The sequence below is a fragment of the Curtobacterium sp. MCBA15_007 genome (genome assembly GCF_001864905.1).
Lineage (GTDB): Bacteria > Actinomycetota > Actinomycetes > Actinomycetales > Microbacteriaceae > Curtobacterium > Curtobacterium poinsettiae.
Map to the genome: position 1 here is coordinate 59,521 of NZ_MJGM01000015.1, position 24,545 is coordinate 84,065.

Annotated in this window: 21 protein-coding genes and 1 tRNA gene; 19 read left to right on the top strand and 3 right to left on the bottom strand. The window is 71.4% G+C overall.

All coding sequences use genetic code 11. The features are described 5' to 3' along the window. Positions 1–71 precede the first annotated feature (71 nt). Complete coding sequence (locus BIU95_RS08290) at positions 72–1,019, bottom strand: LysR family transcriptional regulator (RefSeq protein WP_071251401.1); 948 nt, start codon at positions 1,017–1,019, stop codon at positions 72–74. A gap of 70 nt (positions 1,020–1,089) precedes the next feature. Between BIU95_RS08290 and BIU95_RS08295 the strand changes: the two genes are divergently transcribed. The 4 genes from BIU95_RS08295 (at position 1,090) to BIU95_RS08310 (ending at position 4,740) form a co-directional block, all read left to right on the top strand. Continuing rightward, on the top strand, positions 1,090–2,157 hold the full coding sequence (locus BIU95_RS08295; protein ID WP_071251403.1) for an aminotransferase class V-fold PLP-dependent enzyme: 1,068 nt from the start codon (positions 1,090–1,092) through the stop codon (positions 2,155–2,157). A 107-nt stretch (positions 2,158–2,264) separates the two neighbouring features. After that, positions 2,265–3,650, top strand: a complete 1,386-nt coding sequence (locus BIU95_RS08300) for a glycine--tRNA ligase (RefSeq protein ID WP_071251405.1) — start codon at positions 2,265–2,267, stop codon at positions 3,648–3,650. A gap of 149 nt (positions 3,651–3,799) precedes the next feature. After that, the gene (locus BIU95_RS08305; RefSeq protein ID WP_071251406.1) at positions 3,800–4,534 is read left to right on the top strand and encodes a DsbA family protein; all 735 of its coding nucleotides are present in this window, start codon (positions 3,800–3,802) and stop codon (positions 4,532–4,534) included. Then, positions 4,531–4,740 carry a hypothetical protein gene (locus BIU95_RS08310; RefSeq protein ID WP_071251407.1) on the top strand — a complete coding sequence of 70 codons (210 nt, stop codon included), beginning with the start codon at positions 4,531–4,533 and terminating at the stop codon, positions 4,738–4,740. The genes BIU95_RS08305 and BIU95_RS08310 overlap by 4 nt, the downstream gene beginning before the upstream one ends. Positions 4,741–4,859: 119 nt before the next feature. Here BIU95_RS08310 and BIU95_RS08315 read toward each other — a convergent pair whose 3' ends face one another. Further along, positions 4,860–5,345, bottom strand: coding sequence for an aminoacyl-tRNA deacylase (locus tag BIU95_RS08315; protein WP_071251408.1), 486 nt, complete (start codon positions 5,343–5,345; stop codon positions 4,860–4,862). A 47-nt stretch (positions 5,346–5,392) separates the two neighbouring features. Between BIU95_RS08315 and dusB the strand changes: the two genes are divergently transcribed. From dusB to BIU95_RS08380, 13 genes are all read left to right on the top strand, one after another. Further along, on the top strand, positions 5,393–6,559 hold the full coding sequence (gene dusB, locus BIU95_RS08320; protein WP_017886691.1) for a tRNA dihydrouridine synthase DusB: 1,167 nt from the start codon (positions 5,393–5,395) through the stop codon (positions 6,557–6,559). After that, positions 6,556–7,857: a deoxyguanosinetriphosphate triphosphohydrolase gene (locus BIU95_RS08325; protein WP_071251410.1), complete on the top strand. Its 1,302-nt coding sequence runs from the start codon at positions 6,556–6,558 to the stop codon at positions 7,855–7,857. Before dusB ends, BIU95_RS08325 begins: the two co-directional genes overlap by 4 nt. Before the next feature lie 40 nt (positions 7,858–7,897). Continuing rightward, on the top strand, positions 7,898–9,814 hold the full coding sequence (gene dnaG / locus BIU95_RS08330; protein WP_017886693.1) for a DNA primase: 1,917 nt from the start codon (positions 7,898–7,900) through the stop codon (positions 9,812–9,814). A gap of 1,027 nt (positions 9,815–10,841) precedes the next feature. After that, the gene (locus BIU95_RS08335; protein WP_071251412.1) at positions 10,842–12,458 is read left to right on the top strand and encodes an ABC transporter substrate-binding protein; all 1,617 of its coding nucleotides are present in this window, start codon (positions 10,842–10,844) and stop codon (positions 12,456–12,458) included. A gap of 117 nt (positions 12,459–12,575) precedes the next feature. Further along, a complete protein-coding gene (locus BIU95_RS08340) occupies positions 12,576–13,652 on the top strand; it encodes an ABC transporter permease (RefSeq protein ID WP_082046916.1) in 1,077 nt (358 codons plus the stop codon). Between the two features lie 2 nt (positions 13,653–13,654). Continuing rightward, positions 13,655–14,734 (top strand): ABC transporter permease, encoded by a 1,080-nt coding sequence (locus BIU95_RS08345; protein WP_042539014.1) that lies wholly within the window; start codon positions 13,655–13,657, stop codon positions 14,732–14,734. Continuing rightward, positions 14,731–16,428 (top strand): ABC transporter ATP-binding protein, encoded by a 1,698-nt coding sequence (locus tag BIU95_RS08350; RefSeq protein ID WP_071251414.1) that lies wholly within the window; start codon positions 14,731–14,733, stop codon positions 16,426–16,428. The genes BIU95_RS08345 and BIU95_RS08350 overlap by 4 nt, the downstream gene beginning before the upstream one ends. A gap of 148 nt (positions 16,429–16,576) precedes the next feature. Continuing rightward, complete coding sequence (locus tag BIU95_RS08355; RefSeq protein WP_017886698.1) at positions 16,577–17,506, top strand: ATP-binding cassette domain-containing protein; 930 nt, start codon at positions 16,577–16,579, stop codon at positions 17,504–17,506. Further along, positions 17,503–18,513 carry a D-isomer specific 2-hydroxyacid dehydrogenase family protein gene (locus tag BIU95_RS08360; protein ID WP_254783322.1) on the top strand — a complete coding sequence of 337 codons (1,011 nt, stop codon included), beginning with the start codon at positions 17,503–17,505 and terminating at the stop codon, positions 18,511–18,513. Before BIU95_RS08355 ends, BIU95_RS08360 begins: the two co-directional genes overlap by 4 nt. 115 nt (positions 18,514–18,628) lie before the next feature. Continuing rightward, a tRNA-Asn gene (locus tag BIU95_RS08365) sits at positions 18,629–18,701 on the top strand. A gap of 129 nt (positions 18,702–18,830) precedes the next feature. Continuing rightward, positions 18,831–20,363, top strand: a complete 1,533-nt coding sequence (locus tag BIU95_RS19065; protein WP_017886700.1) for a hypothetical protein — start codon at positions 18,831–18,833, stop codon at positions 20,361–20,363. Beyond that, positions 20,360–21,070 (top strand): pentapeptide repeat-containing protein, encoded by a 711-nt coding sequence (locus BIU95_RS19170; protein ID WP_302846964.1) that lies wholly within the window; start codon positions 20,360–20,362, stop codon positions 21,068–21,070. The genes BIU95_RS19065 and BIU95_RS19170 overlap by 4 nt, the downstream gene beginning before the upstream one ends. 51 nt (positions 21,071–21,121) lie before the next feature. Then, entirely contained in the window at positions 21,122–21,610 is a 489-nt protein-coding gene (locus tag BIU95_RS08380; protein WP_139179706.1) for a hypothetical protein, read from the top strand. 58 nt (positions 21,611–21,668) lie between these two features. Here BIU95_RS08380 and def read toward each other — a convergent pair whose 3' ends face one another. Continuing rightward, complete coding sequence (def, locus tag BIU95_RS08385) at positions 21,669–22,244, bottom strand: peptide deformylase (protein ID WP_017886703.1); 576 nt, start codon at positions 22,242–22,244, stop codon at positions 21,669–21,671. 39 nt (positions 22,245–22,283) lie between these two features. Between def and BIU95_RS08390 the strand changes: the two genes are divergently transcribed. Next, complete coding sequence (locus tag BIU95_RS08390) at positions 22,284–23,198, top strand: hypothetical protein (protein WP_017886704.1); 915 nt, start codon at positions 22,284–22,286, stop codon at positions 23,196–23,198. A 131-nt stretch (positions 23,199–23,329) separates the two neighbouring features. After that, positions 23,330–24,541: a glycosyltransferase gene (locus BIU95_RS08395; protein WP_042539008.1), complete on the top strand. Its 1,212-nt coding sequence runs from the start codon at positions 23,330–23,332 to the stop codon at positions 24,539–24,541. Positions 24,542–24,545 lie beyond the last annotated feature (4 nt).

The following is a 24,545-nucleotide window of genomic DNA, read 5'->3' on the forward strand; positions in this document are numbered from 1 at the left end:
CCGCGGACAGGCTGCGCCGTCTGAGCGGCGCGGAATGTCCGCGCAGCCGAGACTCGGCTGCGCGCCACACCTCAGCCCGGCAGCGCCCCGTCGAGCAGGTGCGCCGCCGACCGCACGGCGTCCAGCGCGGCCAGCACGCTGGGGACCCGCTCGGCCCCGCGCGCCACGACGACCTCGACGCGTCGGGCCAGGTCGTCGTCCACCGGATCGATCGCGACACCCGCGGGGATGACCGTCGTCGCGAGTGCCAGCCGGGGGAGCAGCGCCACCCCGAGCCCCGCGGCGACGAGTCCCACCACCGCGGCCGCGTTGTCCGTCTCGAGCACGATGTCCGGCGTGAACCCCGCGCTCGCACACGAGGCGAGCAGGTGGCCTCGGCAGCGCGGGCAGCCTCCGATCCACCGGGCGTCGTGGTGGGACGCGAGGTCCACGACGGTGGAGCCGACGGGGCGGAGTCGTTCCGCGCCTCCCGGCTCGACCGGCGTCACCAGGGCGAGCGGATCGCGCCCGAGCGCACGGGTGACGAGCCCGGGGTCCGGTGCCGACCCGATCTCGTCCCCGACGTAGGTGAACGTGAGGGCGACGTCGACCGCACCGCCGCGCAGCAGGTCGAGCGCCTCGGGCGGTTCGACCTCGACGTACGAGGTCGTCACGCCCGGTGCCGTCGCCGCCAGCCGGGCGAGCACGGCGGGCACGAGCGCCGAGGACGCGCTCGGGAACCCGGCGAGGCGCACCCGACCGCGGCTGAGCCCGCCGACGGCGTCCAGGTCCTCGCGCGCGGCGGTGAGTGCGGCCTGGACGTGCAGGGCGTGGTCCGCGAGCACCTGGCCGGCGTGGGTGAGTGTGGCCCCGCGTCCGCCCCGCAGCACCAGCGCGTGCCCGAGGCGCTGCTCGGCCCGGGCCACCAGCTGGCTGACGGCGGGCTGACTCGACCCGATCGCGGCGGCGGCGCGGGTGATCGACCCGCCGTCGGCCACGGCGCGCAGGACCCGGAGCAGCTGGGGATCGATCTCGTCCATCACGCAATGTTATCGGTGGCACAACGAACCGGCCCTGGTGTGATGGGGCGAGAACCGGGACGCTGTCCGCATGGACTCCTTCCCGGCCGGCCGTGGCTACCTGGCGGCGTGCACCGCTGGCCTGCCGACCCGCGGCACCCTCGCCGCCCAGCGAGCCGACCTCGACGCGTGGTCCCGTGCGGAGACCTCACCGGCCCGGTACGGGGCCCTGGTCGAGGAAGGCCGCACGCTCTTCGCCGCGCTGGTCGGCGTCCCCGCGGAGCGTGTCGCGACCGGTTCGCAGACCTCGGTGATGGCCGCCGTCGTCGCCGACGCGCTGCCGGACGGTGCCGAGGTGGTCGTCCCCGACGGCGACTTCAGCTCGGTCGTCTTCCCGTTCCTCGCGCAGGCGCACCGCGGCATCCGGGTCCGGAGCGTCCCGCTGGACCGGCTCGCCGCCTCGGTCGGACCCGACACGGCCCTGGTCGCGTGGTCCGCGGTGCAGTCCGCCACCGGTGTGGTCACAGACCCCGACCCGGTCGTCGCCGCCGCGCGACGCGTCGGTGCCCTGACCCTCTGCGACCTCACGCAGGCCGCCGGCGTCCTGCCCGTCGACGCCGCACCGTTCGACGTGACGCTCACGCACACCTACAAGTGGCTCTGCGCACCGCGCGGCGTCGCCTTCATGACGCTCTCCGACACCGCCCTCGGCCGGCTCCGCCCGGTGCAGGCCGGCTGGTACGCGGGAGCGGACGTGTGGTCCTCCTGCTACGGACCCGCCATGCACCTGGCCGACGACGCCCGCCGCTTCGACGTCTCCCCGGCCTGGCAGGCGTGGCCCGGCGCCGTGGCCGCGCTCGAGCACGCGGTCGCGCTCGACCAGCATGCGGTCTGGAGGCACGCCACCGGTCTCGCGGACCGGCTGTGCGACGCCCTGGGGTCGCCTCGGCAGGGCGACGGGCAGGGCGACGGGCAGGCGATCGTGACGTTCGCGGACGCCGACGGTTCGGCCCTGCGGGCCCTCACCGCCGCCGGGCTCACCGCCTCGGGGCGTGCCGGTCGGCTGCGCATCGCGTTCCACCTGTGGAACGACGAGTCGGACGTGACCGACGTCGCGGCCGCGCTCGGCGGGGTGGGGCCGACCACGTCGGCCAGGTGAGCGCGGCGGGCGGACGCGGGGCGGGCCTCCCGGCCGACGATCGCCGGTAGTCTTGCCCGGACCGTTTCCGCACCGAGCACCCAGCTCGGCGACCTCTGGAGCACCCTTTGGCACAGCCCTCCCGTCTCGACAGCGTCATCGCCCTGGCCAAGCGCCGCGGCTTCGTCTTCCAGTCGGGTGAGATCTACGGAGGCTCCCGCTCCGCGTGGGACTACGGGCCCCTCGGTGTGGAGCTCAAGGAGAACATCAAGCGCCAGTGGTGGCAGCGGTTCGTCCGAGGCCGCGGGGACATGGTCGGCCTTGACTCCGCGGTGATCCTGCCCCGCAAGGTGTGGGAGGCCTCCGGCCACGTCGCGACCTTCACCGACCCGCTCGTGGAGTGCCTGCACTGCCACCACCGCTTCCGCGAGGACCACCTGATCGAGGCGTTCGTCGCCAAGAAGGGCCGCGACCCCGAGGGCCGCATGGCCGAGATCGCCTGCCCGAACTGCGGCACCCGCGGCGAGTGGACCGAGCCCCGCGAGTTCTCCGGGATGCTCAAGACGTACCTCGGCCCGGTCGAGTCCGAAGAGGGCCTGAACTTCCTGCGCCCCGAGACCGCGCAGGGCATCTTCGTCGACTTCGCGCAGGTCGTGACGACCAGCCGCATGAAGCCCCCGTTCGGCATCGGCCAGGTCGGCAAGGCGTTCCGCAACGAGATCACGCCCGGCAACTTCATCTTCCGCACCCGCGAGTTCGAGCAGATGGAGATCGAGTACTTCGTGCCGCCGGCCGAGGCGGGGGAGCACTACGAGCAGTGGATCGCCGACTCGGTCGCGTTCTACACCGACCTCGGCATCGACCCCGAGAACCTGCGTCGCTTCGACGTGCCGGACGGCGAGCGGGCGCACTACTCCGACGCCACCGCCGACATCGAGTACCGCTTCGGCTTCACCGGCTCGGAGTGGGGCGAGCTGATGGGCGTCGCGAACCGCACCGACTTCGACCTCAACAACCACATCGAGTCGTCCGGCCAGGACCTCCGGTTCTTCGACCAGGCCGCCAACGAGAAGTACGTGCCCTACGTCATCGAGCCGTCGTTCGGCCTGACCCGTGCGCTCATGGCGTTCCTGCTCGACTCCTACCACGAGGACGAAGCGCCCAACGCGAAGGGCGGCGTCGACAAGCGCACCGTCCTGCGCCTCGACCCGCGCCTGGCCCCGGTGAAGGCCGCCGTCTTGCCGCTGTCGCGCAACGAGCAGCTCTCGCCCGTCGCCCGCGGCCTGGCCGACGACCTGCGCAAGAACTGGAACGTGGACTTCGACGACGCCGGCGCGATCGGCCGTCGCTACCGTCGCCACGACGAGATCGGCACGCCGTTCTGCATCACGGTCGACTTCGACACGCTCGAGGACAAGGCCGTCACGGTGCGCGAGCGCGACACCATGAGCCAGGAGCGCGTCTCGCTCGACCAGCTGCAGGGGTACCTCGCGCAGCGGTTGCTCGGCGCGTAGGGGTTCCGGTTCCGCGCGGAGGGGTTCCTGTTCCGCACGACACCGGTGTTCGTGCGTTGCACACCCGCAATCGGGTGTTCGACCTGCGAACACCGGTGTTCTGCTGCCGGCGACGGGAATGCGCGGCGCACGAGCGCGTTGGGGTCAGCATGAACGACTCCGTGAAGGTCGATGTCTGGTCGGACATCGCCTGCCCCTGGTGCTACATCGGCAAGCGCAAGTTCGAGGCCGGTGTGGCCGCGTTCGGCGCCTCGACCGAGGGCCGTCCGGTCGAGGTCGAGTACCACTCCTTCGAGCTGAGTCCGGACACCCCCGTCGACTTCGAGGGGACCGAGGCCGAGTTCCTGTCCGGCCACAAGGGCATGCCCGTCGACCAGGCGCAGCAGATGCTCGACCAGGTCACGGGCATCGCCGCAGGCGTGGGGCTCGACTACGACTTCGAGGCGATGCACCACACCAACACCGTGAAGGCCCACCAGGTCATCCACCTCGCCAAGCAGCACGGCAAGCAGCTCGAGATGGTCGAGCGCCTGTTCACCGCCTACTTCGAGCGCGGCGAGCACGTCGGCCAGGAGTCCTCGCTGGCCGACCTGGCGGCGGAGATCGGCCTGGACCGCGACGAGGTCCTCAGCACCCTGCGCGACGACGCCCAGCTCGCCGCCGTCCGTGCCGACCAGGCCCAGGCGCAGGCCTACGGGATCAACGGCGTGCCGTTCTTCGTGATCGACGGCAAGTACGGCGTCTCCGGTGCCCAGGACCCCTCGGCGTTCGAGCAGGTGCTCCGCCAGGTGGTCGCGCTCCGCGAGACCACGCCGGAGGAGGTCGCCTCGGCGGCCGAGCGCGCTGCGGACGACGCGAGCGCGGACGTGGCGGCGACCCGATGACGGACGCGACGGCCACCGTCGGGGGTGGGGCGGGCCTCCCGTCCGCCCCGTCGGTCCCGGATGCGATCTCCGGTCTGGAGGCGCGCCCCGGCCTGCTCACGCTGGTCACGGCCGGCGGTGCGCCGGTCTGCGACGGTGATTCGTGCCTGATCGACGCCGGATCGTTCGCCGGTGCCGAGGGCGACTGGACCGAGGTGCCGGACTGACGCTTCCGTCGGTCGCGCGTCGCGCGCCGGTGGTCCCGCGCCCCCGTGCGGTCGTTGCGACCCGACCCTGCGGGGCGCGACGGCTGTGCGGGGGCGCGATCCGTCGGTCGCCAGGCCGATCAGTCGCGCTGCGGTTCTTCGTCGGTGATGTCCGCGACGGTCGCGCCGTAGGCGGCGACGAGTGCGTCCGCGTCCACGAAGGCGCTCGCGCCGTGGCGTCCGGCGCCCAGGGCGACCCTGCGTCCGACGATGCGCTCGTCGGCGTACACCGGCAGGTCACCCGTGGCGCCGATCGGCGTGATGGTCCCGCGTTCGTAGCCGGACGCGCCGAGCGCGGTGGCAGCGTCGGGCATCGAGAGCTTGTTGACCCCGACGACGGTGCGCAGCTTCTTCCAGGCGATGCTGCGCCCGCCCGGCACCAGGGCGAGCAGGAACCCGCCGTCGTGGCGCTTCACCACCAGGGTCTTGACGATGTCGCCGGGTTCGATGCCGAGCAGTTCGGCGGCCTGGTGCAGGGAGTCCGCGGCCGGGCGCTCGACCACCTCGACCGGCAGGCGGCGGGCCTGGGCGTCGGCGTCGAACCGGGTGCTGGCGTCGGTCGTCATGTGGAGAACGCTACCGGCGCGCACCGACGTGGGAAGATGGGTCAGGTATGACGATCACACAAGCACCCGCCTCGCGAGTCGGCGGCCCCCTGCGCATCGGCCCGATCGAGGTCGACGTGCCGGTCGTGCTCGCGCCGATGGCCGGGATCACGAACATGGCGTACCGCCGGCTGTGCCGCGAGTACGGCGCCGGGCTCTACGTGTGCGAGATGATCACCTCGCGGGCGCTCGTCGAACGCACCCCCGTGTCGATGCAGCTCATCCAGCACCACGAGTCCGAGACCCCGCGGTCGATCCAGCTGTACGGCGTCGAGCCGAACACCGTGGCCGAAGCGGCGTCGATCCTGGTGGGCGAGGACCGTGCCGACCACATCGACCTGAACTTCGGGTGCCCGGTGCCCAAGGTCACCCGCAAGGGCGGCGGCGCGGCCCTGCCCTGGAAGCTCGACCTGTTCCGCGAACTCGTCACCAAGACCGTGCGCGCCGCGGGCGACGTCCCCGTCACCGTCAAGATGCGCAAGGGCATCGACGAGGACCACCTGACCTACCTCGACGCCGCCCGCATCGCGCGTGACGCCGGGGTCGCCGCGGTCTCGCTGCACGCCCGCACCGCGAACGAGCACTACTCCGGGCACGCCGACTGGTCGGCGATCGCCACGCTGAAGGAGACGGTGACCGACATCCCGATCCTCGGCAACGGGGACATCTGGTCGGCCGCCGACGCCCTCCGGATGATCGACGAGACCGGCGCCGACGGCGTGGTCGTCGGGCGTGGCTGCCTCGGCCGCCCGTGGCTGTTCGGCGACCTGGCCGCGGCGTTCCGTGGCGAGGGCCTGCGCTACATGCCGTCCCTGGGCGAGGTCGCCGACGGGTTCCGCCGGCACGCCGAGCTGCTCGTCGAGTTCTTCGGCGACGAAGAGCACGCCTGCCGCGACATCCGCAAGCACGTGGCCTGGTACTTCAAGGGGTACCCGATCGGCAGCGACGTCCGGTCCGGCCTGGCGATGGCGTCGAGCCTGCAGGAGATCGACGACTTCCTCGGCCAGCTCGACCACGACGCGCCGTACCCGGGTGCCGACGCCGAGGGGCCGCGCGGTCGTGCCGGTCACCCCAAGCGCACCGCCCTGCCCGACCGCTGGCTCGAGAGCCGCGACGTCGACTCCGAGTTCCGCAAGGTCCTGGCCGCCGCCGAACTGCACCACAGCGGCGGATGAGCGCCACCGCCTCGTACGGCCCGGCCGACGCGGAGCGCTGGCTCCCCGAGGAGCACGGCAACCGCCGCTCGGACTTCGCCCGTGACCGCGCCCGACTGCTGCACTCCAGCGCGCTCCGGCGTCTGGCCGCCAAGACCCAGGTGCTCAGCCCGACCGCGGGGCTCGACTTCGCCCGCAACCGGCTGACCCACTCGCTCGAGGTCGCGCAGGTCGGTCGCGAGCTCGCCGACTCGCTCGGGCTCGACCCCGACGTGGTCGACACCGCCTGCCTGGCGCACGACATCGGACACCCGCCCTTCGGGCACAACGGCGAGACCGCGGTGAACGCCTGGGCGAGCGGCATCGGTGGGTTCGAGGGCAACGCGCAGACGCTCCGGTTGCTCACGCGGCTCGAGCCGAAGGTCTACGGCGTCCGGCCCGGCGCCGGCGCCGACGTCGACCGTCCGTTCGGGCTCAACCTGACCCGCGCATCGTTGGACGCCAGCTGCAAGTACCCGTGGCCCGCTGCGCAGGGGGTGTCGGAGTCGTCGTCCGGGCGCACCAAGTTCGGCTTCTACGACGACGACCACGACGCCTTCGAGTGGCTCCGCGCCGGTGCTCCGCGTCGTCAGCGGTGCATCGAGGCGCAGGTCATGGACCTCGCCGACGACATCGCGTACTCCGTGCACGACTTCGAGGACGCCGTCGTCGCCGGGTTCATCGACGTCGCGGCCCTGGGGGACCGCGTCGGCGAGAACGACATCGTGACCGCCATGCACGCCTGGGTCGGCGACGACCTGAGCCGCGACGAGCTGCTCGAGGCGTTCGACCGCCTGCGTGCGTTGCCCCTGTGGATGACCGCGTACGACGGCTCCCGCCGTGACGCCGCACGCCTGAAGAACCTGACGTCGCAGCTGATCGGACGCTTCGCGCGCACCGCGACGGCCGCCACCCGCGAGTCCTACGCCTCGGGGTCGCTCGTGCGCTTCGCCGCGTCGGTCGTCACCCCACCCGAGATCATCGGGGAGATCGCGGTGCTCAAGGGCATCGTCGCGGCCTTCGTGATGACCCAGGGCGACCGTCAGCCCGTGTACGAGGACCAGCGCCGCGTGCTCACCGAACTGCTCGACGCACTGGCGGCCACCGGTGCGTCCGACCTGGAGCCGGGGTTCGCCGCCGACTGGCACGCCGCGGACGACGACGCCGGCCGACTGCGCGCCGTCGTCGACCAGGTCGCGAGCCTGACCGACCAGGGCGCCTTCGCCTGGCACCGACGTCTGGTGGTGGGTGACCGTGAACCGGTCCACATCGCCGTCTGACCGGTCCGCCGACGTCGGTCCCACGAACTAGGATCGAGGGGTGGCTGGCAGGATCGCGCGGAACGACATCGACGAGGTCCGCTCGCGTGTCAACATCGCCGACGTCGTGGGCGACTACGTCACGCTGAAGCACGCGGGCGTCGGGTCGATGAAGGGCCTCTGCCCCTTCCACGACGAACGCTCCCCGTCGTTCCACGTCCGGCCCCAGGTCGGCCGCTACCACTGCTTCGGTTGTGGCGAGGACGGCGACGTCTTCAGCTTCATCATGGCGCAGGACCACACCACCTTCGCCGAGGCCGTCGAGCGCATGGCCGCGAAGATCGGCTACACCCTGCACTACGAAGAGGGCGACGGGCCGCGCACCGACTACAACACCCGCGCACGGCTGATCGCCGCGAACGAAGCCGCGCTCGAGTACTTCACGGGGCAGCTCACCACGGCTGCCGCCGACCCCGCCCGCCGGTTCCTGGGGGAGCGCGGGTTCGACCCCTCGGCCGCCCAGCACTTCGGCGTCGGCTTCGCCCCGAAGTCCTACGACATGCTCAAGGACCACCTGCGCGGGCGCGGCTTCACGATGGAAGAACTCGTCTCCGGCGGTCTCGTCAGCCAGGGCGACCGCTCGCCGTACGACCGGTTCCGCGGGCGCCTGATGTGGCCGATCCGCGACGTCACCGGAGCCACCATCGGGTTCGGCGCGCGCCGCCTGCTCGAGGACGACAAGGGCCCCAAGTACCTCAACACGCCCGAAACCCCGATCTACCACAAGAGCCAGGTGCTCTACGGGCTCGACCTCGCCCGCCGCGACATCTCGAAGCAGAAACAGGTCGTCATCGTCGAGGGCTACACCGACGTGATGGCCTGCCACGTCGCGGGCGTCACGACCGCGGTCGCCACCTGCGGCACGTCGTTCGGGGTCGACCACATCAAGGTGCTGCGGCCGATGCTCGGTGACCTGGCGGGCGCCGACCCGAACGCCAACGGCGAGGTCGTGTTCACGTTCGACCCGGACGAAGCCGGGCAGCGTGCCGCCTCGCGTGCCTTCGCGGAGGAACAGCGCTTCGCGGCGCAGACCTACGTCGCCGTCGCGCCCGGCGGACTCGACCCGTGCGACCTCCGGTTGGCGCGCGGTGACGACGCCATCCGCCGACTGGTCACGAACAAGCGCCCGATGTTCGAGTTCATGATCCGCCGCACCCTGGACGGCCACGACCTCGAGACCGTCGAGGGGCGCGTCGGTGCCCTGCGTGCGGCCGCGCCCGTGCTCGCCGGTATCCGTGACCGCTCGCTGACGCAGGGCTACGTGCGCGAACTCGCCGGGTGGCTCGGCATGGAGATCCCCGAGGTCCGTCGGTCGGTCGAGACCGCCCGACGCCGTGCGGGGTCCGGGCAGGACGACCGGTCCGCAGGCTCGGGGCGCGACGGCCGTGCCGGAACCGGCACCGACGCAGCCGACACCCCCGACGAGCCCGTCGCCGGGATCCGCTCGCTGCCGAACGACCCCATCAGCCGCATGGAGCGCGACGCCGTGATGGCGATGGTGCAGCAGCCCACGTCCGTCGGGGCACCGATGCTCGGACTCGCTGCGTCGGCCACGTTCTCGACCCCGATGCTCGCCGCGGTGCGGGACGCCGTCGTCGCGAACGTCGACGTCATCGGTGCGGGGGACTGGCTCGACCGGCTGCTCGCCGACGTGCCCGCGCCGCTGCGCACCCTGACCCACGAGCTCGCTCTCGCGCCGATCCCAGCGCGCAACGCGGAGGACCTGGCGGCGTACTGCCGGAGCATCGTCGTGGCCCTGGTCGAGCGCGACCTGCTCGCCCGCAAGGCCTCGTTGCTGGGGCAGCTGCAGCGTGCCGACCCGCACGAGCAGGCCGAGCGTCGCGCCGAGATCCAGCGGCAGCTCGTCGACATCGACGGGCAGCGGATGCGGTTGCGCGCCGACGCCGAGGCGTCCTAGCCGCTCGTCGCGCGGCTTGTGGCCGGGGTGAGCCGACGTGCCCGCGTCCGGTCGCACGACACGCCGCGCGTGCGTCGCCGGGGGCGCGTGAACTGTCGTGCGGCGGGCCCGCGGGCGGCGGTCCGTACGGCCCCGGGGGTCCGTGCGTGGTCAGGACGTGCCGCTCGTGGTGCGTCGAGTGGTCGCAGACCGTCGGCTGGTCGGGGTCCGGCCGACGGGATGTGACCGCGCGGGGTGGGGCGGGCGGGGAGTCGTGACCGGTCGGCGGGGGTGCGGGGCGTGGTCAGGACGTGCCGCTCGTGGTGCGTCGAGTGGTCGCAGACCGTCGGCTGGGCGGGGTCCGGCAGACGGGACGTGACCGCGCGGGGTGGGGCGGGCGGGGAGTCGTGACCAGTGGGCGGGGGTGGGAGGAATCGGCGGCGCCGGGACGGGCCTCCCGGCCGGGGTGCGCGGGGTGCGCGGGGTCGCACGACACGCGCGCGTGCGTCGCCGGGGGCGCGTGAACTGTCGTGCGGCGGGCCCGCGGGCGGCGGTCCGTGCGGCCCCGGGGGGTCCGCGCGTGGTCAGGACGTGCCGTGCGTGAGGCGTCGAGTGGTCGCAGACCGTCGGCTGGGCGGGGTCCGGCCGACGGGACGTGACCGCGCGGGGCGGGGCGGGTGGCGAGTCGTGACCGGTTGGCGGGGATGCGGGGCGTGGCGGGAGGGGGACGAGCCTCCGGGCGGGGCGGGCACCTCGACGAGGTCGCGCGAACCGGTGCACGACGGACCAACAACCGGCAGTCCGTGCGACCTCGATCGCCCGAACACCCAGGTTGCACCGCGCAACTTTCGTGCGTGACGCGCCGCTCGACTCCGGCGGAATCATGCATCACGCGATCAGCCCGTGCATTACAGCGGTGTAAACAAATCGCCCCCGGTTCGTTCTGTTCCGTGACAGGGTGATACCAATGAGCGTTCCTGGCCGGGCACACAGACGTTCCACCCTCCGGCACAGGACTCTTGCAATCATGACCAGAGAGGCAGCGGACATGGCATCCGTGACCAAGTGGGGCAAGCGCGGCATCGCGCTCGGCGCCGGTGCAGCAGCGACGGCGCTGGTGCTGACCGGCTGCGCGAGCAGCAGCGTGAGTGACACCGAACTGAACGGCCTGAGCATCGGGACGACGGACAAGATCACGTCCCTCGACCCGGCCGGTTCCTACGACAACGGCTCCTTCGCCGTGCAGAACCAGGTGTTCCCGTTCCTGATGAACACACCCGTGGGGAGCCCGGACGTCGAGCCGGACATCGCCACGAAGGCGGAGTTCACGAACCCGACCACCTACGAGGTCACCCTCAAGGACGGGCTCGAGTTCGCCAACGGCAACAAGCTCACGTCGAGCGACGTGAAGTTCTCGTTCGACCGCGAACTGAAGATCAACAACGAGAACGGTCCGCAGTCGCTGCTGGCCAACCTCAAGAGCATCGACACCCCGGACGACACCACCGTGGTGTTCAACCTCGACCACGCCGACCAGACCTGGCCGCAGGTGCTCTCGAGCCCCGCGGGTCCGATCGTCGACGAGGACGTCTTCAGCGCGACGAAGCTCACCAGTGCCGACGACATCGTCAAGGGCAAGGCCTTCGCCGGGCAGTACCAGATCAGCTCCTACAAGGAGAACGACACGATCCAGTACAAGACGAACCCGAAGTACGACGGCCTGCTCGGCAAGGCGAAGACCGACGAGGTCACCGCCAGCTACTACACCAAGGAGACCGACCTCAAGCTCGCCGTGCAGGAGGGCGACGTCGACGTGGCGTACCGCTCCCTGACGCCGACCGACATCTCTGACCTGCGGGGAGACGACTCCGTCAAGGTCACCGACGGCCCCGGCGGCGAGATCCGCTACGTGGTCTTCAACTTCAAGACGCAGCCGTTCGGCACCGGGCAGGACGACGCCGACGAGGCGAAGGCCCTGGCCGTGCGTCAGGCCGCTGCCGACGTCGTCGACCGTGCCCAGCTCGCGAAGGAGGTCTACAACGACACCTTCACCCCGCTGTACTCGATGGTCCCGGACGGCCTGACCGGCGCGGTCCAGCCGTTCAAGGAGATGTACGGCGACGGCGACGGCGGCGCAGACGTGTCCAAGGCGAAGAAGACGCTGTCGGACGCCGGCGTCACGGGCAAGGTGCAGCTCGACATCCAGTACGCGCCCGACCACTACGGTTCGGCGTCGGACGACGAGTACGCGCTGCTCAAGCAGCAGCTCGAGGACTCCGGCCTGTTCACCGTCAACATCCAGTCCACGGTCTACACGACCTACGCCCAGGAGCGCACCAAGGACGCCTACCCCGTCTACCAGCTCGGCTGGTTCCCGGACTTCTCCGACGCCGACAACTACCTGTCGCCGTTCTTCACCAAGGAGAACTTCGTCCAGAACCACTACGACGACCCGGAGATCCAGGACCTCATCGCGAAGGAGCAGGCCGAGTCCGACCCGGACAAGCGTGCTGACCTGATCGAGCAGGCCCAGGAACGCGAGGCCACCCAGATCTCGACGCTGCCGCTGCTGCAGGGCAAGTCCGTCGCGGTCGCCGGCAAGGACGTCAAGGGCCTGACCCTCGACGCCTCGTTCAAGTTCCGGTACGCCACCCTGAGCAAGTAGCACCAAGCCCCACGTGCAGGCCGCGGGCGTTCCCACGAGGGACGCCCGCGTGCCTGTGCAACGGCGACGAAAGGCACCCACCCCGTGACCCTCAGCACTCCCGAGGCAACGCAGGACGTGAACGGCACCGATCCCACCAAGCCACAGGCACAACGCAGTGCCAAGAACAGTGGCGGCGGACTCGGCCGGTACATCCTCGTCAGGTTCCTCCTCATCATCCCGACCGTCTTCATCCTGGTGACGCTCGTGTTCTTCCTGATGCGCGTCATCGGGAACCCGATCACCGCGTCGGTCGGCGGCCGGCTCACGCCGAGCCAGCTGCAGGAACGCCTGCACGCCGCCGGGTACGACCGACCGGTGCTCGTGCAGTACTTCGAGTACCTCGGCAACATCCTGCGCGGTGACTTCGGCACCTCGTCGACGGACAACCGTCCGATCACCGACATCATCGTCACGTACGGCGGCGCGACCGCGGAGCTCGTGTTCTACGCGCTCATCGTCGCGCTGGTGCTCGGCATCCCGCTCGGCATGCTCGCCGCGTACACCCGCGACAAGTGGCCGGACGTGCTGCTCCGTGCGCTGGCGATCCTGACCTACGCCACCCCGGTGTTCTTCGGCGGCCTGCTGCTCAAGCTCGTCTTCTCGGTGTGGCTCGACTGGTTGCCCCTGGGCGACCGCGCGTCGACCCGGGTGTCGCTCATCCTCGACGGCATCCCCGGCGCGAGCGGGATCTACATCGTCGACGCGCTCCGCACCGGCAACGCCGAGGTCATCGGTGACGTGCTCCAGCACGCCGTCCTGCCCGCGCTGACGCTCGGCCTGCTCACCGCCGGCATCTTCCTGCGCCTGGTGCGCGCGAACATGATCGGGTCGCTCGGCTCCGAGTACGTCGACGCCGCCCGTTCCCGCGGTGTGCGCGAGTCGCGCTTGGTGCGCACCCATGCGTTCCGTCCGGCGCTCGTGCCGATCATCACCGTGATGGGGCTGCAGATCGCGATGCTCCTGGGCGGCTCGGTGCTCACGGAGACGACCTTCGGGTGGCGCGGCCTGGGCTTCGAACTCAACCAGTACCTGTCGGCCCGTGACTTCGTCGCGGTGCAGGGCATCGTCGCGATGCTGGCGGTGATCGTGGCGGTGACCAACTTCATCGTCGACGTCGTCGCCGCCCTGATCGACCCGAGAGTGAGGTTCTGACGATGGCCGACACCACCCTCGTCGACCGCCACGAGCCGCTCTGGAAACGGCTCCCGGTGGTGGTCCAGCTCCGCAAGAGCACCGGTTGGCAGCGCGCGATGCTCATCGTCGGCGTCGTCATCTGCGCCCTGTACCTGCTCGTCGCGGTGTTCGCCCCGCTCCTCGCCCCGTACGGCTTCGGCCAGCTGCAGGGCGCGGACGGCGAGAGCTTCCCCCGCACTGGCGAACCGAGCGCCGAGCACATCTGGGGCACCACGGTCGGCGGCTTCGACGTGTTCAGCCGCGTGCTCTACGGAGCCCGCACGGCCGTACTCGTCGTCATCGTCGCCGTGATCGTCTCGATCATCGTCGGCGTCCTGCTCGGCATGGTCTCCGGGTACCTGGGCGGCTGGCTCGACCGCGTCCTGGTGGTCGTGGCCGACGCCATCTACGCGTTCCCGTCGCTGCTGCTCGCGATCATCGTGTCCATCGTGATCTCCGGCGGCAACTCGAGCTACTCGGGCGGCATCATCGCCGCGGCGATCTCGATCACCGTCGTCTACGTGCCGCAGTACTTCCGCGTGGTCCGTGCCGAGGCCGTCCGGCTGAAGAACGACGCCTTCGTCGAGTCGGCGCGCGTGATGGGCACGAACCCGTGGCGCATCATGACGCGCCACGTCCTGCGGAACTCGACGCGTTCCCTGCCGCTCATCCTGACGCTCAACGCGAGCGACGCGATCCTGACCCTGGCCGGGCTCGGCTTCCTGGGGTTCGGCATCGGCCCGACGTCCGGCGCCGAGTGGGGCTACGACCTCAGCCGCGCACTCTCCGACGTCGCGAGCGGCGTTTGGTGGACCGGGGTGTACCCGGGTGTCGCGATCGTGGTGCTCGTGCTCGGCGTGACCTTCATCGGCGAGAGCCTGAACGACATCTCCGACCCCCGCCTGCGTGCACGCCGACGGCTGAAGCAGCTGGTGTCGACGAGCGACGCGCGCGGCACCGAGGCAGCGCGCGACGCGCGCCACACCCCCGACGGCAAGGCATCGCCCGACGCCGACGCAGCGCCCGACACGCGGAACGACACGGAAGGGACGGGCGCATGACCCCGACCACCCGCCTGCAACCGGGCGACACCACCACCGAACCCGTCGTCGTCGTCGACGACCTGACGGTCACCTTCGCGACCGACGGCGGCGCCGTCGACGCGGTCAAGGGCGTCAGCCTCGACGTCCGCCCCGGCGAGGTCCTCGCCCTGGTCGGCGAGTCCGGCTCCGGCAAGTCCGTCACGGCGCGCAGCATGTTGCGGCTGATGCCGGAGACGGCGACGCTCGGCGGCGCGGTGCTGCTCGACGGCACCGACGTGGTGAGCGTCGGCGCGCAGAAGCTCCGCAGCCTGCGCGGAACGGCCGGGGCGATGGTGTTCCAGGAACCGTCGACCGCGCTCAACCCGGTCTTCACCGTGGGGTGGCAGATCGCCGAGGGGCTCCGTGCCCACGGCGGAGTGTCCAGGAAGGAAGCACGGGCGAGGGCCATCGACTACCTCGGTCGCGTCGGGATCCCCGACCCCGAGACCCGCGTCGACCACTACCCGCACCAGTTCTCCGGTGGGCAGAAGCAGCGCGTGGTGATCGCGAGCGCCCTGGCCCTGGAGCCGAGCGTCATCATCGCCGACGAGCCCACGACCGCGCTCGACGTCACGGTGCAGGCCGAGATCCTCGACTTGCTGCGCCGGTGCCGCGACGAGTTCGGCACGGCGATCGTCGTCATCACGCACAACATGGGCGTCGTCGCCGACCTGGCCGACCGCGTCGCCGTGATGTACCAGGGCGAGATCGTGGAGGAGGCCACGGCGACGGCGCTCTTCGCGACGCCGCAGGCCGACTACACCAAGCGGTTGCTCGCAGCGGTGCCGCGGCTCGAAGCGTCGACCGGGGTGGCCCGGCGTGCCGCGATCTCCGAGGACGTCACGCCCCTGGTCGAGGCGAAGGGGCTCGAGATCGAGTACCCCGGCCGGCTCGGCTCGCCGGCGTTCAAGGCCGTCAAGGGCATCGACCTGGCGATCCGTCCCGGTGAGGTCCTCGGCCTGGTGGGGGAGTCCGGCTCGGGCAAGACCACCATCGGCCGCGCCATGGCCGGTCTGACGAAGGTCACGGGCGGCTCGCTCACGGTCCTCGGCGCGGAAATGCTCGGGTACCGCGAACGCGACTTCAAGCACCTGCGCAAGGACATCGGGTTCGTGTTCCAGGACCCGGCGACCTCGTTCAACCCGCTGCTGACGATCGCCGAGTGCGTCGCCGAGCCGCTGGTCGTGCACAAGGAGGTCTCGAGCCCCCGCGCCGCGCGCAAGCGGGTCGACGAGCTGCTCGAGGCCGTCCAGCTGCCGGCAGCGTACGGCGACCGCTACCCGCACGAGCTCTCCGGTGGGCAGCGCCAGCGCGCGTCACTCGCCCGGTCGCTGGCGCTCCGGCCGAAGCTGCTCATCGCCGACGAGCCGACGAGCGCGCTCGACGTCTCGGTGCAGGCTCGGGTGCTCGAGCTCTTCCTCGAACTGCAGCAGGACCTCGGCTTCGCGTCGCTGTTCATCAGCCACGACCTCGCGGTCGTGGGCGCGCTGTCCGACCGGATCGCCGTGCTCTACCGCGGTGACCTGGTCGAGACGGGCACGACGGCCGAGGTCCTCGGCGCCCCGCAGCACCCGTACACGCAGCGACTCCTCGCGTCGCTGCCGGTGCCCGACCCAGCGGAGCAGGCGGAGCGACGGCGTACGCTGGAGCGACTGGAGAACGTCGGGTCCTGACCCGACGTGACCCGCCCCGGAGGCCCGGCCGACGTCGTCGACGCACGCCGCGCCTCCAGGGTGGTCACCTCCACTGCTGTACGCACGACGGGCCTGCCAGGGCGGCCCGTCGCGAACCGTCGCCAGGGGGCGGCGTGGAAGGGGACCCATGATCGCGGTCAACGGACCGGCGGTCGTCGCGGACGACGTGTCGATCGAGTACCGGGGCGGACGCGGGGGCGAGTCCATCCGGGCCGTCGACGGCGTGAGCCTGTCGGTGCGGCAGGGGGAGATCCTCGCCCTGCTCGGCGAGTCGGGGTCGGGCAAGTCGACCTTCGCCGCCGCCATCGCCGGTCAGCTCGGATCCCACGGCGAGGGCGAGGGTGCGCTGCGCCGACACATCGTCGGCGGCGAGCTGACCGTGCTCGGGCAGAAGACCCGGGGCCTGCGTCCCTCGTCGCGCAAGCTCGAACGGCTGAGCGGCCGGATCGGCTACCTGCCGCAGGACGGCGCAGACCGGCTCAGCCCGGACCTCACCGTCGGCGAGGCCGTCGCCGAACCGATCTACGCACGCGACCGCCGTTTCGACCGGCGTGAAGCAGGGCTCATCGTGGCTCGGCTGCTCGACGCCGTGCACCTGCCGCTCGGGACGATGCGCCTGAACACGTGGGAGCTCTCGAGCGGTCAGCGCCAGCGGGTGGCGCTGGCGAAGGCGCTCGTGCTCGAACCCCAGCTGCTGGTCGCCGACGAGCCCGCGCGCGGCGTCGACGTCCTGGTGCGGCAGTCGGTGCTCGAGGCCCTGGCGACCCTGCAGCGCGGACGACAGTTCTCCGCCGTCGTCGTGTCGAGCGACCTGCGCGAGGCCCGTGCGCTGGCCGACCGCGTCGCCGTGATGGCCGATGCCCGGCTCGTCGGGCTCGGCACCTTCGACGAGGTCCTCGACAACCCCGTCGACCCCTACGTGAAGACCCTCGCGTCGACCGCGGCGCGTGGTGTGAAGCGCCGTCCGGCGCCGACGACGGCCCGCCGCTCGTCCGCGCCGCGCCGTCCGCTCGCCGCCGGCACCGGCCCGCGCACCGACCGTCAGGAGAACGCATGAGCACCCCGACCCAGGGCCCGCGCGGCCACCGTGCCGTCGTCCCCACCTCGGGTGCGCCGCTGCCGGTCGAGGCCCCGCAGGCCGGTCCCGTCGCCGTGCTGCCCGAGCCGACCGACCTGCACGTGGACGCCGTCACCGCGGCCGGTGGGACCGTCGCGCCGCTCGACGCCGACACCCGCGGGATCGTCTGGCTCGACCCCCACGACCCGTCCGGCCTGGCCGACGCCCTGTCGTCCGTGCCCGGGGTCGGTTGGGTCCAGCTGCCGTTCGCCGGCGTCGACGCCTTCGCGCACCTGATCCAGGAGCACGGCGACCGCGTGCTGTTCACCTCGGCGAAGGGCGCCTACGCGGAGCCCGTCGCCGAGCACGCACTGGCACTGACCCTCGGCACGCTCCGGGTCCTGCAGCAGCGTGCCCGTGCGTCGTCGTGGGCGACCGAGCCCGAGGGCGTCTCGCTGTACGGGCGGAACGTCGTCGTCATCGGTGCCGGCGGGATCGCGCTCGAGTACCTCCGGCTGCTCGCGCCGTTCGACGTCGAGGCCACCGTGGTGCGTCGCTCGCCCGACCCCGTACCGGGAGCCGCTCGGACCGTCACCACCGACGAACTCGACCAGGTCCTGCCCGACGCCGACGTCGTGATGATCGCGGCGGCGATGACCTCGGGCACCGCGAAGCTCTTCGGCGAGCGGCAATTCCGGATCATGAAGCCGTCCGCTCGGCTCGTGAACATCGCGCGCGGCGGACTCGTCGACACCGATGCCCTGGTCGCCGCGTTGCGTGCCGGGGAGATCGCCGCGGCGGGACTCGACGTCACCGACCCGGAGCCGCTGCCCGACGGCCACCCGCTCTGGTCCGAGCCCGGCGCGGTCATCACCCCGCACCAGGCCGACACCCCGGAGATGGTCGCGCCCCTGCTCGCCGAGCGCGTCCGGCTCAACACCACCGCCTTCCTCGGGGGTGCCGGCGAGGGCTTCGTCGGCGTCGTCGACCCGGTCGCCGGGTACTGACTCCGGGGGTCGGCCGCGCGGCGCGCCCGGGCGGCGTGTCCGATGCGGTGGCGGGCCTCAGGGTCCTGCTATGCTGTTACCCGTTGTTCGCACGTCATTCGCCAGCGGACAGTGATCCTCGATAGCTCAATTGGCAGAGCAGCCGGCTGTTAACCGGCAGGTTGTTGGTTCGAGTCCAACTCGGGGAGCGACAGGTCCTCACCCCTCGGGGTGAGGACCTTTTGTGTTCCCGACGGTCCGAATGCCCTCGTCGGGCCCAGCGGGGCGCGCTGCTAGCCTGGGCGGGCGCACCCAGAACCACGGAAGGCCACTGTTCGATGTCGTTGACCCACGAGTCCGCCACCGGACGTGTGACCGGTGACCGGTCCACGGGTCTGCTGGACCGGGCCAACCGCGTGCTCTCCTCCCGCACCGCGTTCGTGGTCGTGCTCGTGGCGTTCCTGCTCGTCGGCTTCCTGTTCGCCGTCACGATCCACGTCCCTGCTTCGGCGGCCCCGGACGAGCGTCGGCACATCGGCAACATCATGCTCTACGCGGCTCGCCCGTGGAACGCCGGCCCGTTCCTGCAGGACGTCGACGCGTCGAAGCTGTGGCTCGGCGAGGTCACGCGGTTCCCGGCGTACCTCTACTACTACCTGATGTCGTTCCCGGCGAAGGGGACGCAGGCGCTCGGGCTCCACCTGGAACAGACCGTGATGGTGCTGCGGAGCATCGACGTCCTGGCTGCCGGGGCCGGTCTGTACGCCCTCCGTGCGATGTTCCGGAACGCCGGGGTCCCGACGGCGATCGGCCTGCTCGCCACCGTGGTGACCGCTTCCACCGGCCGCTACGCCTGGCAGGCCGCCACCATCAGTTACGACGCGCCGTCGATGGCCGCCTTCTTCCTCTTCGCCGCCGTCGCGGTCAAGGTCGCCCGTGGCGGTGGACTGCGAACGCTCGCGTGGCTGGTCGTCACCGCGATGCTGGCGCTCATGTTCAAGTACTCCCAGGCGCCGCTCGTGCTGGCCGGAGCCTTCTTCGCCGTGCTGTTCCGGTACCGCGTCGACGGTTTCTCGTGGCTCCGGCACCCCGTGCGTCGAGCCGTCTCGGGCTTCCGCGAGCGGCCGTGGCGGTCCGTCGTCCTGGTGGTGATCGGCGGCGCGTTGCTCGCCCTGGTGCTCGAGCGCTTCGGTGTGAACCTGCTCGTCTACCGGGCACTCAACCCCGACTGCGCCGAGATCCACAGCCGCGACGCGTGCATGAACTTCGGCATCTTCCGTCGGAACTACAACGCGGTCCGGACCCACGACCTCGAGGTCGCCGCCGGCACGCTCGAACCGTTCCGGCCGGTCTCCTTCCTCTGGATGTGGATCACCACCTACTTCCGGTCGCTCTTCTTCTTCTGGGGTCCGTCGCTGCCCTGGCGCCCGAACACCGCCGTCGTGCTGTTCGGCGCCGTCGCCAGCGTCGGTGCCGTGGCGATCGCGGTGACCCAGATGCGCCGGGTGCTCCGGAACGCGGCCATGTGGTGGCTGGCAGCCGTCCCCGTCGCCTACACGGTGGCGGTGCTGTGCTTCAACGCCGCGACCGCGGTGAACCTCCGGCAGGACTTCGCGTTCTCGGGCCGCTACCTGTTGCCGGTGCTGCCGATGATCGCGGCCGTGGTGCTGCTCGGTCTCGCCTCGTGGATCCGACGGCTGCACGGACGCGCAGCCACCGTGGCGTGGGTCGTCGTGATCGTGGTGGGTGTCGTGCTCTTCGTCTTCTACAACCCGATCAGCGCCTTCTTCCCGTACGCCAACTCGGCGGCCTGGTACTCGAGCTGGGCCCGCGACGTCCTGCCCCAGTGGCTCACGGGGGTGCGCTCGTGAACCGCGCCGCACGGTTCCGCGGCGTCGTCGTGGCTGCCCTGACCATCCTGTTCTTCGTCGTCATCGGCGTCGCGGCCTTCGCGCGCACCGGGGGGACCAGCGCCGGGGAACGCCAGATCGGTTCGTGCACGGTCCGCACGGCGCCCGAGCCGGGTGCCGTCACGACCTGCCCGGAACAGGACCTCGCCGGTGTGCGCTTCGCCACCGTCGACCTGCGTCTGGCCGACCTGCACGGCGCGGACCTGCGCGGTTCGGACCTGCGTGACAGCGTGCTCTACGGCGCCGACCTGCAGGGGGCGGACCTGCGCGGAGCGGACCTGCGTGGTGTCGACCTGTACAGCGCGGACCTGCGGGGGGCGGACCTGCGTGACGCCGACCTGGGCAGCGCGGACCTGACGGTCGCCGACATCAGCGGGGCGCAAATCGACGGCATCGACCTGAGCAAGGCGAAGCTGGCCGGTCTGACCGTCACGGGGACGCCACTGGAACTCGCCGACCGGACGCTGCAGAGCCCCGACGGCAAGCCGGTGACCGTGCCCATCCGGCTCGACCTGCCGCGCGGGGTGTCGTCGACGAGCTGCGTCCGACAGGACGTGCAGGCTCCGGTCGGCACCACCCAGGTGCGCTGCCGGATGAGCACCGATGCCGACCGCGGTGGTCGGCTCGACCAGCGCGCGACGATCACGGTCACCGGCCCGACACCCTGACCGACGTCGCTCGTGCGGCTGGTACCCGGCGGATGCTGTTAGCGTTCACAGGTGCCCCGTTCTCGTTCCCCTCGATCCGCCCTGCTGGGCGTCGTCGTGGCGGTGACGGCGGTGCTCACCGGCTGCAGCAGCGTCGGCCCTGACACCGATGCGTCCGAGGACCCGACGAGCTCGGACACCGGGCTGGGTTCAGGCGCGTCACCGGTCGTCTTCGCGTTCGTCTGCGGCGGGGACGGCGCTGACCGCGCGAGCTACACGACCTACGCAGCGGTGTGGGAAGCCGCGCGTGCCGACTGCTCGGCGAAGCGGCTGACCGGCTCGGTGCCGTCGAGCCAGCAGCAGTCCGCGGTGACGGCGGCGCGCGGTGACGCGACCCTGGTCGAGCTCGCGAGCGCCTGCGCGGTGCGGGACTCGGCGCCGTGGACGTCGGCGGTCGCCGACGAGCGCGGTGCCCACGTGGCCGAGGGGCTCCTGCGGTACTGCCCGGGGCACCCGGAGACCGACCGCCTGCGGGACGCGCTGGCGGCGTACCGGGGCTGACCCGGGCCTCCAGACCGACCGCCTGACCCACGACCGACCGACGGCCGCGGGACGGGCGTCAGCCCTCGGGGTGGTCGCGACCCGGCAGCCAGGACTGGCCGGGGCCGCCCCAGCTGCTCTTGCGGATCGCCTTGGCGACCTGCTTGCCGTAGGGGTGCACGAGACGGTCGGCGTAGAGCCAGCCGTCCAGGTGGTCGTACTCGTGCTGGAAGATGCGGGCCAGCCAGCCGTGCGCCTCGACCTCGAACGGGGTGCCGTGCTCGTCGGAGGCGCGCAGCAGGGCGCCCTCGGAGCGGCGGAGCGGGAAGCGCTCGCCCGGGATCGACAGGCAGCCCTCGGACTCCTCGTCCTCGTCGAGCTCCTCGACGGACTCGGGGACCGGGGGCGTGGTCCACAGGACGGGGTTCACGGCGGCGCCCCGGTGCAGCACGTCGTCGTCGTCGGTGTAGGAGTACACGAACAGGCGCTTACCGACGCCCACCTGCGGTCCGGCCAGGCCGACGCCCGGTGCCAGGTCCATGGTCTCGAGCATGTCGGCGACGAGGGAACGGAGGTCGTCATCGAACGCGGTGACCTCGGCTGCACGCTCGTGCAGGACGGGTTCGCCGGTGATGCGGATCGGGAGAACGGCCATTCACCCAGGTTATCCGGCGGGGGACGGTAGCCTCGACGCGTGACGACGGACCTCCAGCTGCCCGACGCCGTGAGCAACCTCACGCCGTTCCAGGCGCTGATGATCCCGGTGGCCCTGGTCGGTGCCGTGTTCCTGTCGCTCGGGGCGCAGTTCCAGAGCCGTGGGGTGCAGCGGGTCGAAGCGCGTCTCGGTCGGCAGTCGAAGGGGCTGAGCGTCCGCCACGTGGTGGGGCTCGTCTCGAGCGGCTACTGGGTGCTCGGCACGCTCATGCTCGGCATCGCGGTGGTGCTGCAGCTCATCAGCATCACGTTCGCGCCGCTGATCGTCGTGCAGCCGCTGGGTGCCGTGGCGCTGGTGATCACGACGTGGTTCTCGTCGCGTGCGTCGGGGATCCCGCTCGGCCGTCGTGCTCGTCGTGCCGTGTGGACGTGCATCATCGGTGTCGGCATCTTCGTCGGGATCGCGGCGTTCGTCGGGCACGAGAGCGCGATCACCCGCCAGCAGCTCGTCACCGTGCTGGTGATCCTGGCGGTCGTGCTGGTGCTGGTGCTCGTGTCGTTCCGCCTGGTCGCCAAGCGCCGGAACGCCCTGTACTACATCGTCGGCGCCGGCGTGCTCTACGGCTTCGTGGCGACGCTGGCCAAGGTGGTGCTGAACCGGTTCGTGAACCACACCTTCGACTGGTTGACCGTGCTCGCCATCGTCGGCGTGGTCGTCGCGGCGTCGCTCGGGGGGTACTTCGTGCAGAACGCGTACTCCAGCGGCTCGGCCGACCTGGTGATCGCGGGGCTGACCGTCATCGACCCGATCGTCGCGGTCGGCATCGGCGTGATCGTGCTCGGCGAGGCAACGGGGGCGCCGTGGTTCGCGGTGGCGGGGTTCGTGGTCGCCGCGGGCATCGCCATCACCGGGGTGTTCCTGCTCGCCAAGCACCACCCCCAGACCCGGACCTGACGGCCGCGGCGCGCTCGGCGCTCGGCGCCCGGTGGTCGCGGCGCTCATCCGCGCGGCTGACGCGACCGTCGATCCTGGTGCGATAGCGTCACAGCCGACCAGCCATCGCCCACGAGAGGACGAACTCAGCCGTGTCAGGAGACGCCACCACCGCCACCGCCGGACCGACGGGTGCGACGGGCGGTCACCGACCGCTGCGCGTGCTGATCGCAGCGGACACCTTCGCCCCCGACGTCAACGGCGCCGCGACCTTCGCCGAGCAGCTCGCCGTCGGACTGGCCGAGCGCGGGCACGAGGTGCACATCGTGGCCCCGGCGTCGAGCCGCCACTACGGCACCTTCGACGAGGAGCACCACGGCGTCACCCTCGTCGTGCACCGCCTGAAGTCGTACAAGTGGCCGCTGCACCCGTGGCTGCGCTTCGTGTGGCCGTGGAGCGTCCGGAAGTGGACCGCCCCGATCCTCGACGCGGTCAAGCCCGACGTGCTGCACATCCAGTCGCACGTGGTCATCGGTCGTGGCATCGTGCACGAGGCGAACGACCGCGGCATCCGGGTCATCGCGACGAACCACTTCATGCCGGAGAACCTGCTCGAGTACACGCCGTTCGGCAAGTGGACGCTGCCCCTCGCGCTGAAGATCGCGTGGAGCGACGCCGCCAAGACCTACCGGCTGGCCGACACGATCACGACGCCGACCAACCTGGCCGCCGACTACCTGCGGAAGGCCATCGCCGGCCAGCAGGTCCTGGCGATCTCGTGCGGCATCGACGCGTCCCGCTACGTCGCGCGCGAGGGGCGCCCGGTGAACAACGACATCGTCTTCGTGGGCCGGGTCGCCCCGGAGAAGAACCTCGACGTCCTGGTCCGTGCCGTGGCGCTGCTGCCGGCCGAGCTGGCCACGACCCTGACCATCGTCGGCGACGGCGAGATGATCCCGAAGCTCACCGCACTGGCGAAGGAGCTCGGGCTCGAGGACCGCGTGCGGTTCCTGGGCTTCGTCTCGGACGAGCGCAAGCAGGAGGCCCTGACCAACGCGACGGTGTTCGCGATGCCGTCGACGGCCGAGCTGCAGAGCATCTCCTCGCTCGAGGGGATGGCGTCCGGGCTCCCCGTGGTCGCAGCCGACTCGATGGCGCTCCCGCACCTGATCGACGGCAACGGGTACCTGTTCACCCCGGGCGACGTGGACGACCTGGCAGCGAAGCTCACGACGGTGCTCACCGCCCCGGAGTCCGACTACGTCGCGATGCGGGAACGCAGTCTGGCCATGATCGAGGCACACGACATCAACCGCACGCTGTCGACGTTCGAGTCGCTGTATCGTGGTGAGCCGGTGGCTTGAGGGC

Bases quoted from the DNA above. Each gene is read 5' to 3' on its own strand.
- BIU95_RS08290 (WP_071251401.1), bottom strand. From the start codon at position 1,019: ATGGACGAGATCGATCCCCAGCTGCTCCGGGTCCTGCGCGCCGTGGCC.
- BIU95_RS08295 (WP_071251403.1), top strand. From the start codon at position 1,090: ATGGACTCCTTCCCGGCCGGCCGTGGCTACCTGGCGGCGTGCACCGCT.
- BIU95_RS08305 (WP_071251406.1), top strand. From the start codon at position 3,800: ATGAACGACTCCGTGAAGGTCGATGTCTGGTCGGACATCGCCTGCCCC.
- BIU95_RS08310 (WP_071251407.1), top strand. From the start codon at position 4,531: ATGACGGACGCGACGGCCACCGTCGGGGGTGGGGCGGGCCTCCCGTCC.
- BIU95_RS08315 (WP_071251408.1), bottom strand. From the start codon at position 5,345: ATGACGACCGACGCCAGCACCCGGTTCGACGCCGACGCCCAGGCCCGC.
- dusB (WP_017886691.1), top strand. From the start codon at position 5,393: ATGACGATCACACAAGCACCCGCCTCGCGAGTCGGCGGCCCCCTGCGC.
- BIU95_RS08325 (WP_071251410.1), top strand. From the start codon at position 6,556: ATGAGCGCCACCGCCTCGTACGGCCCGGCCGACGCGGAGCGCTGGCTC.
- BIU95_RS08335 (WP_071251412.1), top strand. From the start codon at position 10,842: ATGGCATCCGTGACCAAGTGGGGCAAGCGCGGCATCGCGCTCGGCGCC.
- BIU95_RS08345 (WP_042539014.1), top strand. From the start codon at position 13,655: ATGGCCGACACCACCCTCGTCGACCGCCACGAGCCGCTCTGGAAACGG.
- BIU95_RS08350 (WP_071251414.1), top strand. From the start codon at position 14,731: ATGACCCCGACCACCCGCCTGCAACCGGGCGACACCACCACCGAACCC.
- BIU95_RS08355 (WP_017886698.1), top strand. From the start codon at position 16,577: ATGATCGCGGTCAACGGACCGGCGGTCGTCGCGGACGACGTGTCGATC.
- BIU95_RS08360 (WP_254783322.1), top strand. From the start codon at position 17,503: ATGAGCACCCCGACCCAGGGCCCGCGCGGCCACCGTGCCGTCGTCCCC.
- BIU95_RS19065 (WP_017886700.1), top strand. From the start codon at position 18,831: ATGTCGTTGACCCACGAGTCCGCCACCGGACGTGTGACCGGTGACCGG.
- def (WP_017886703.1), bottom strand. From the start codon at position 22,244: ATGGCCGTTCTCCCGATCCGCATCACCGGCGAACCCGTCCTGCACGAG.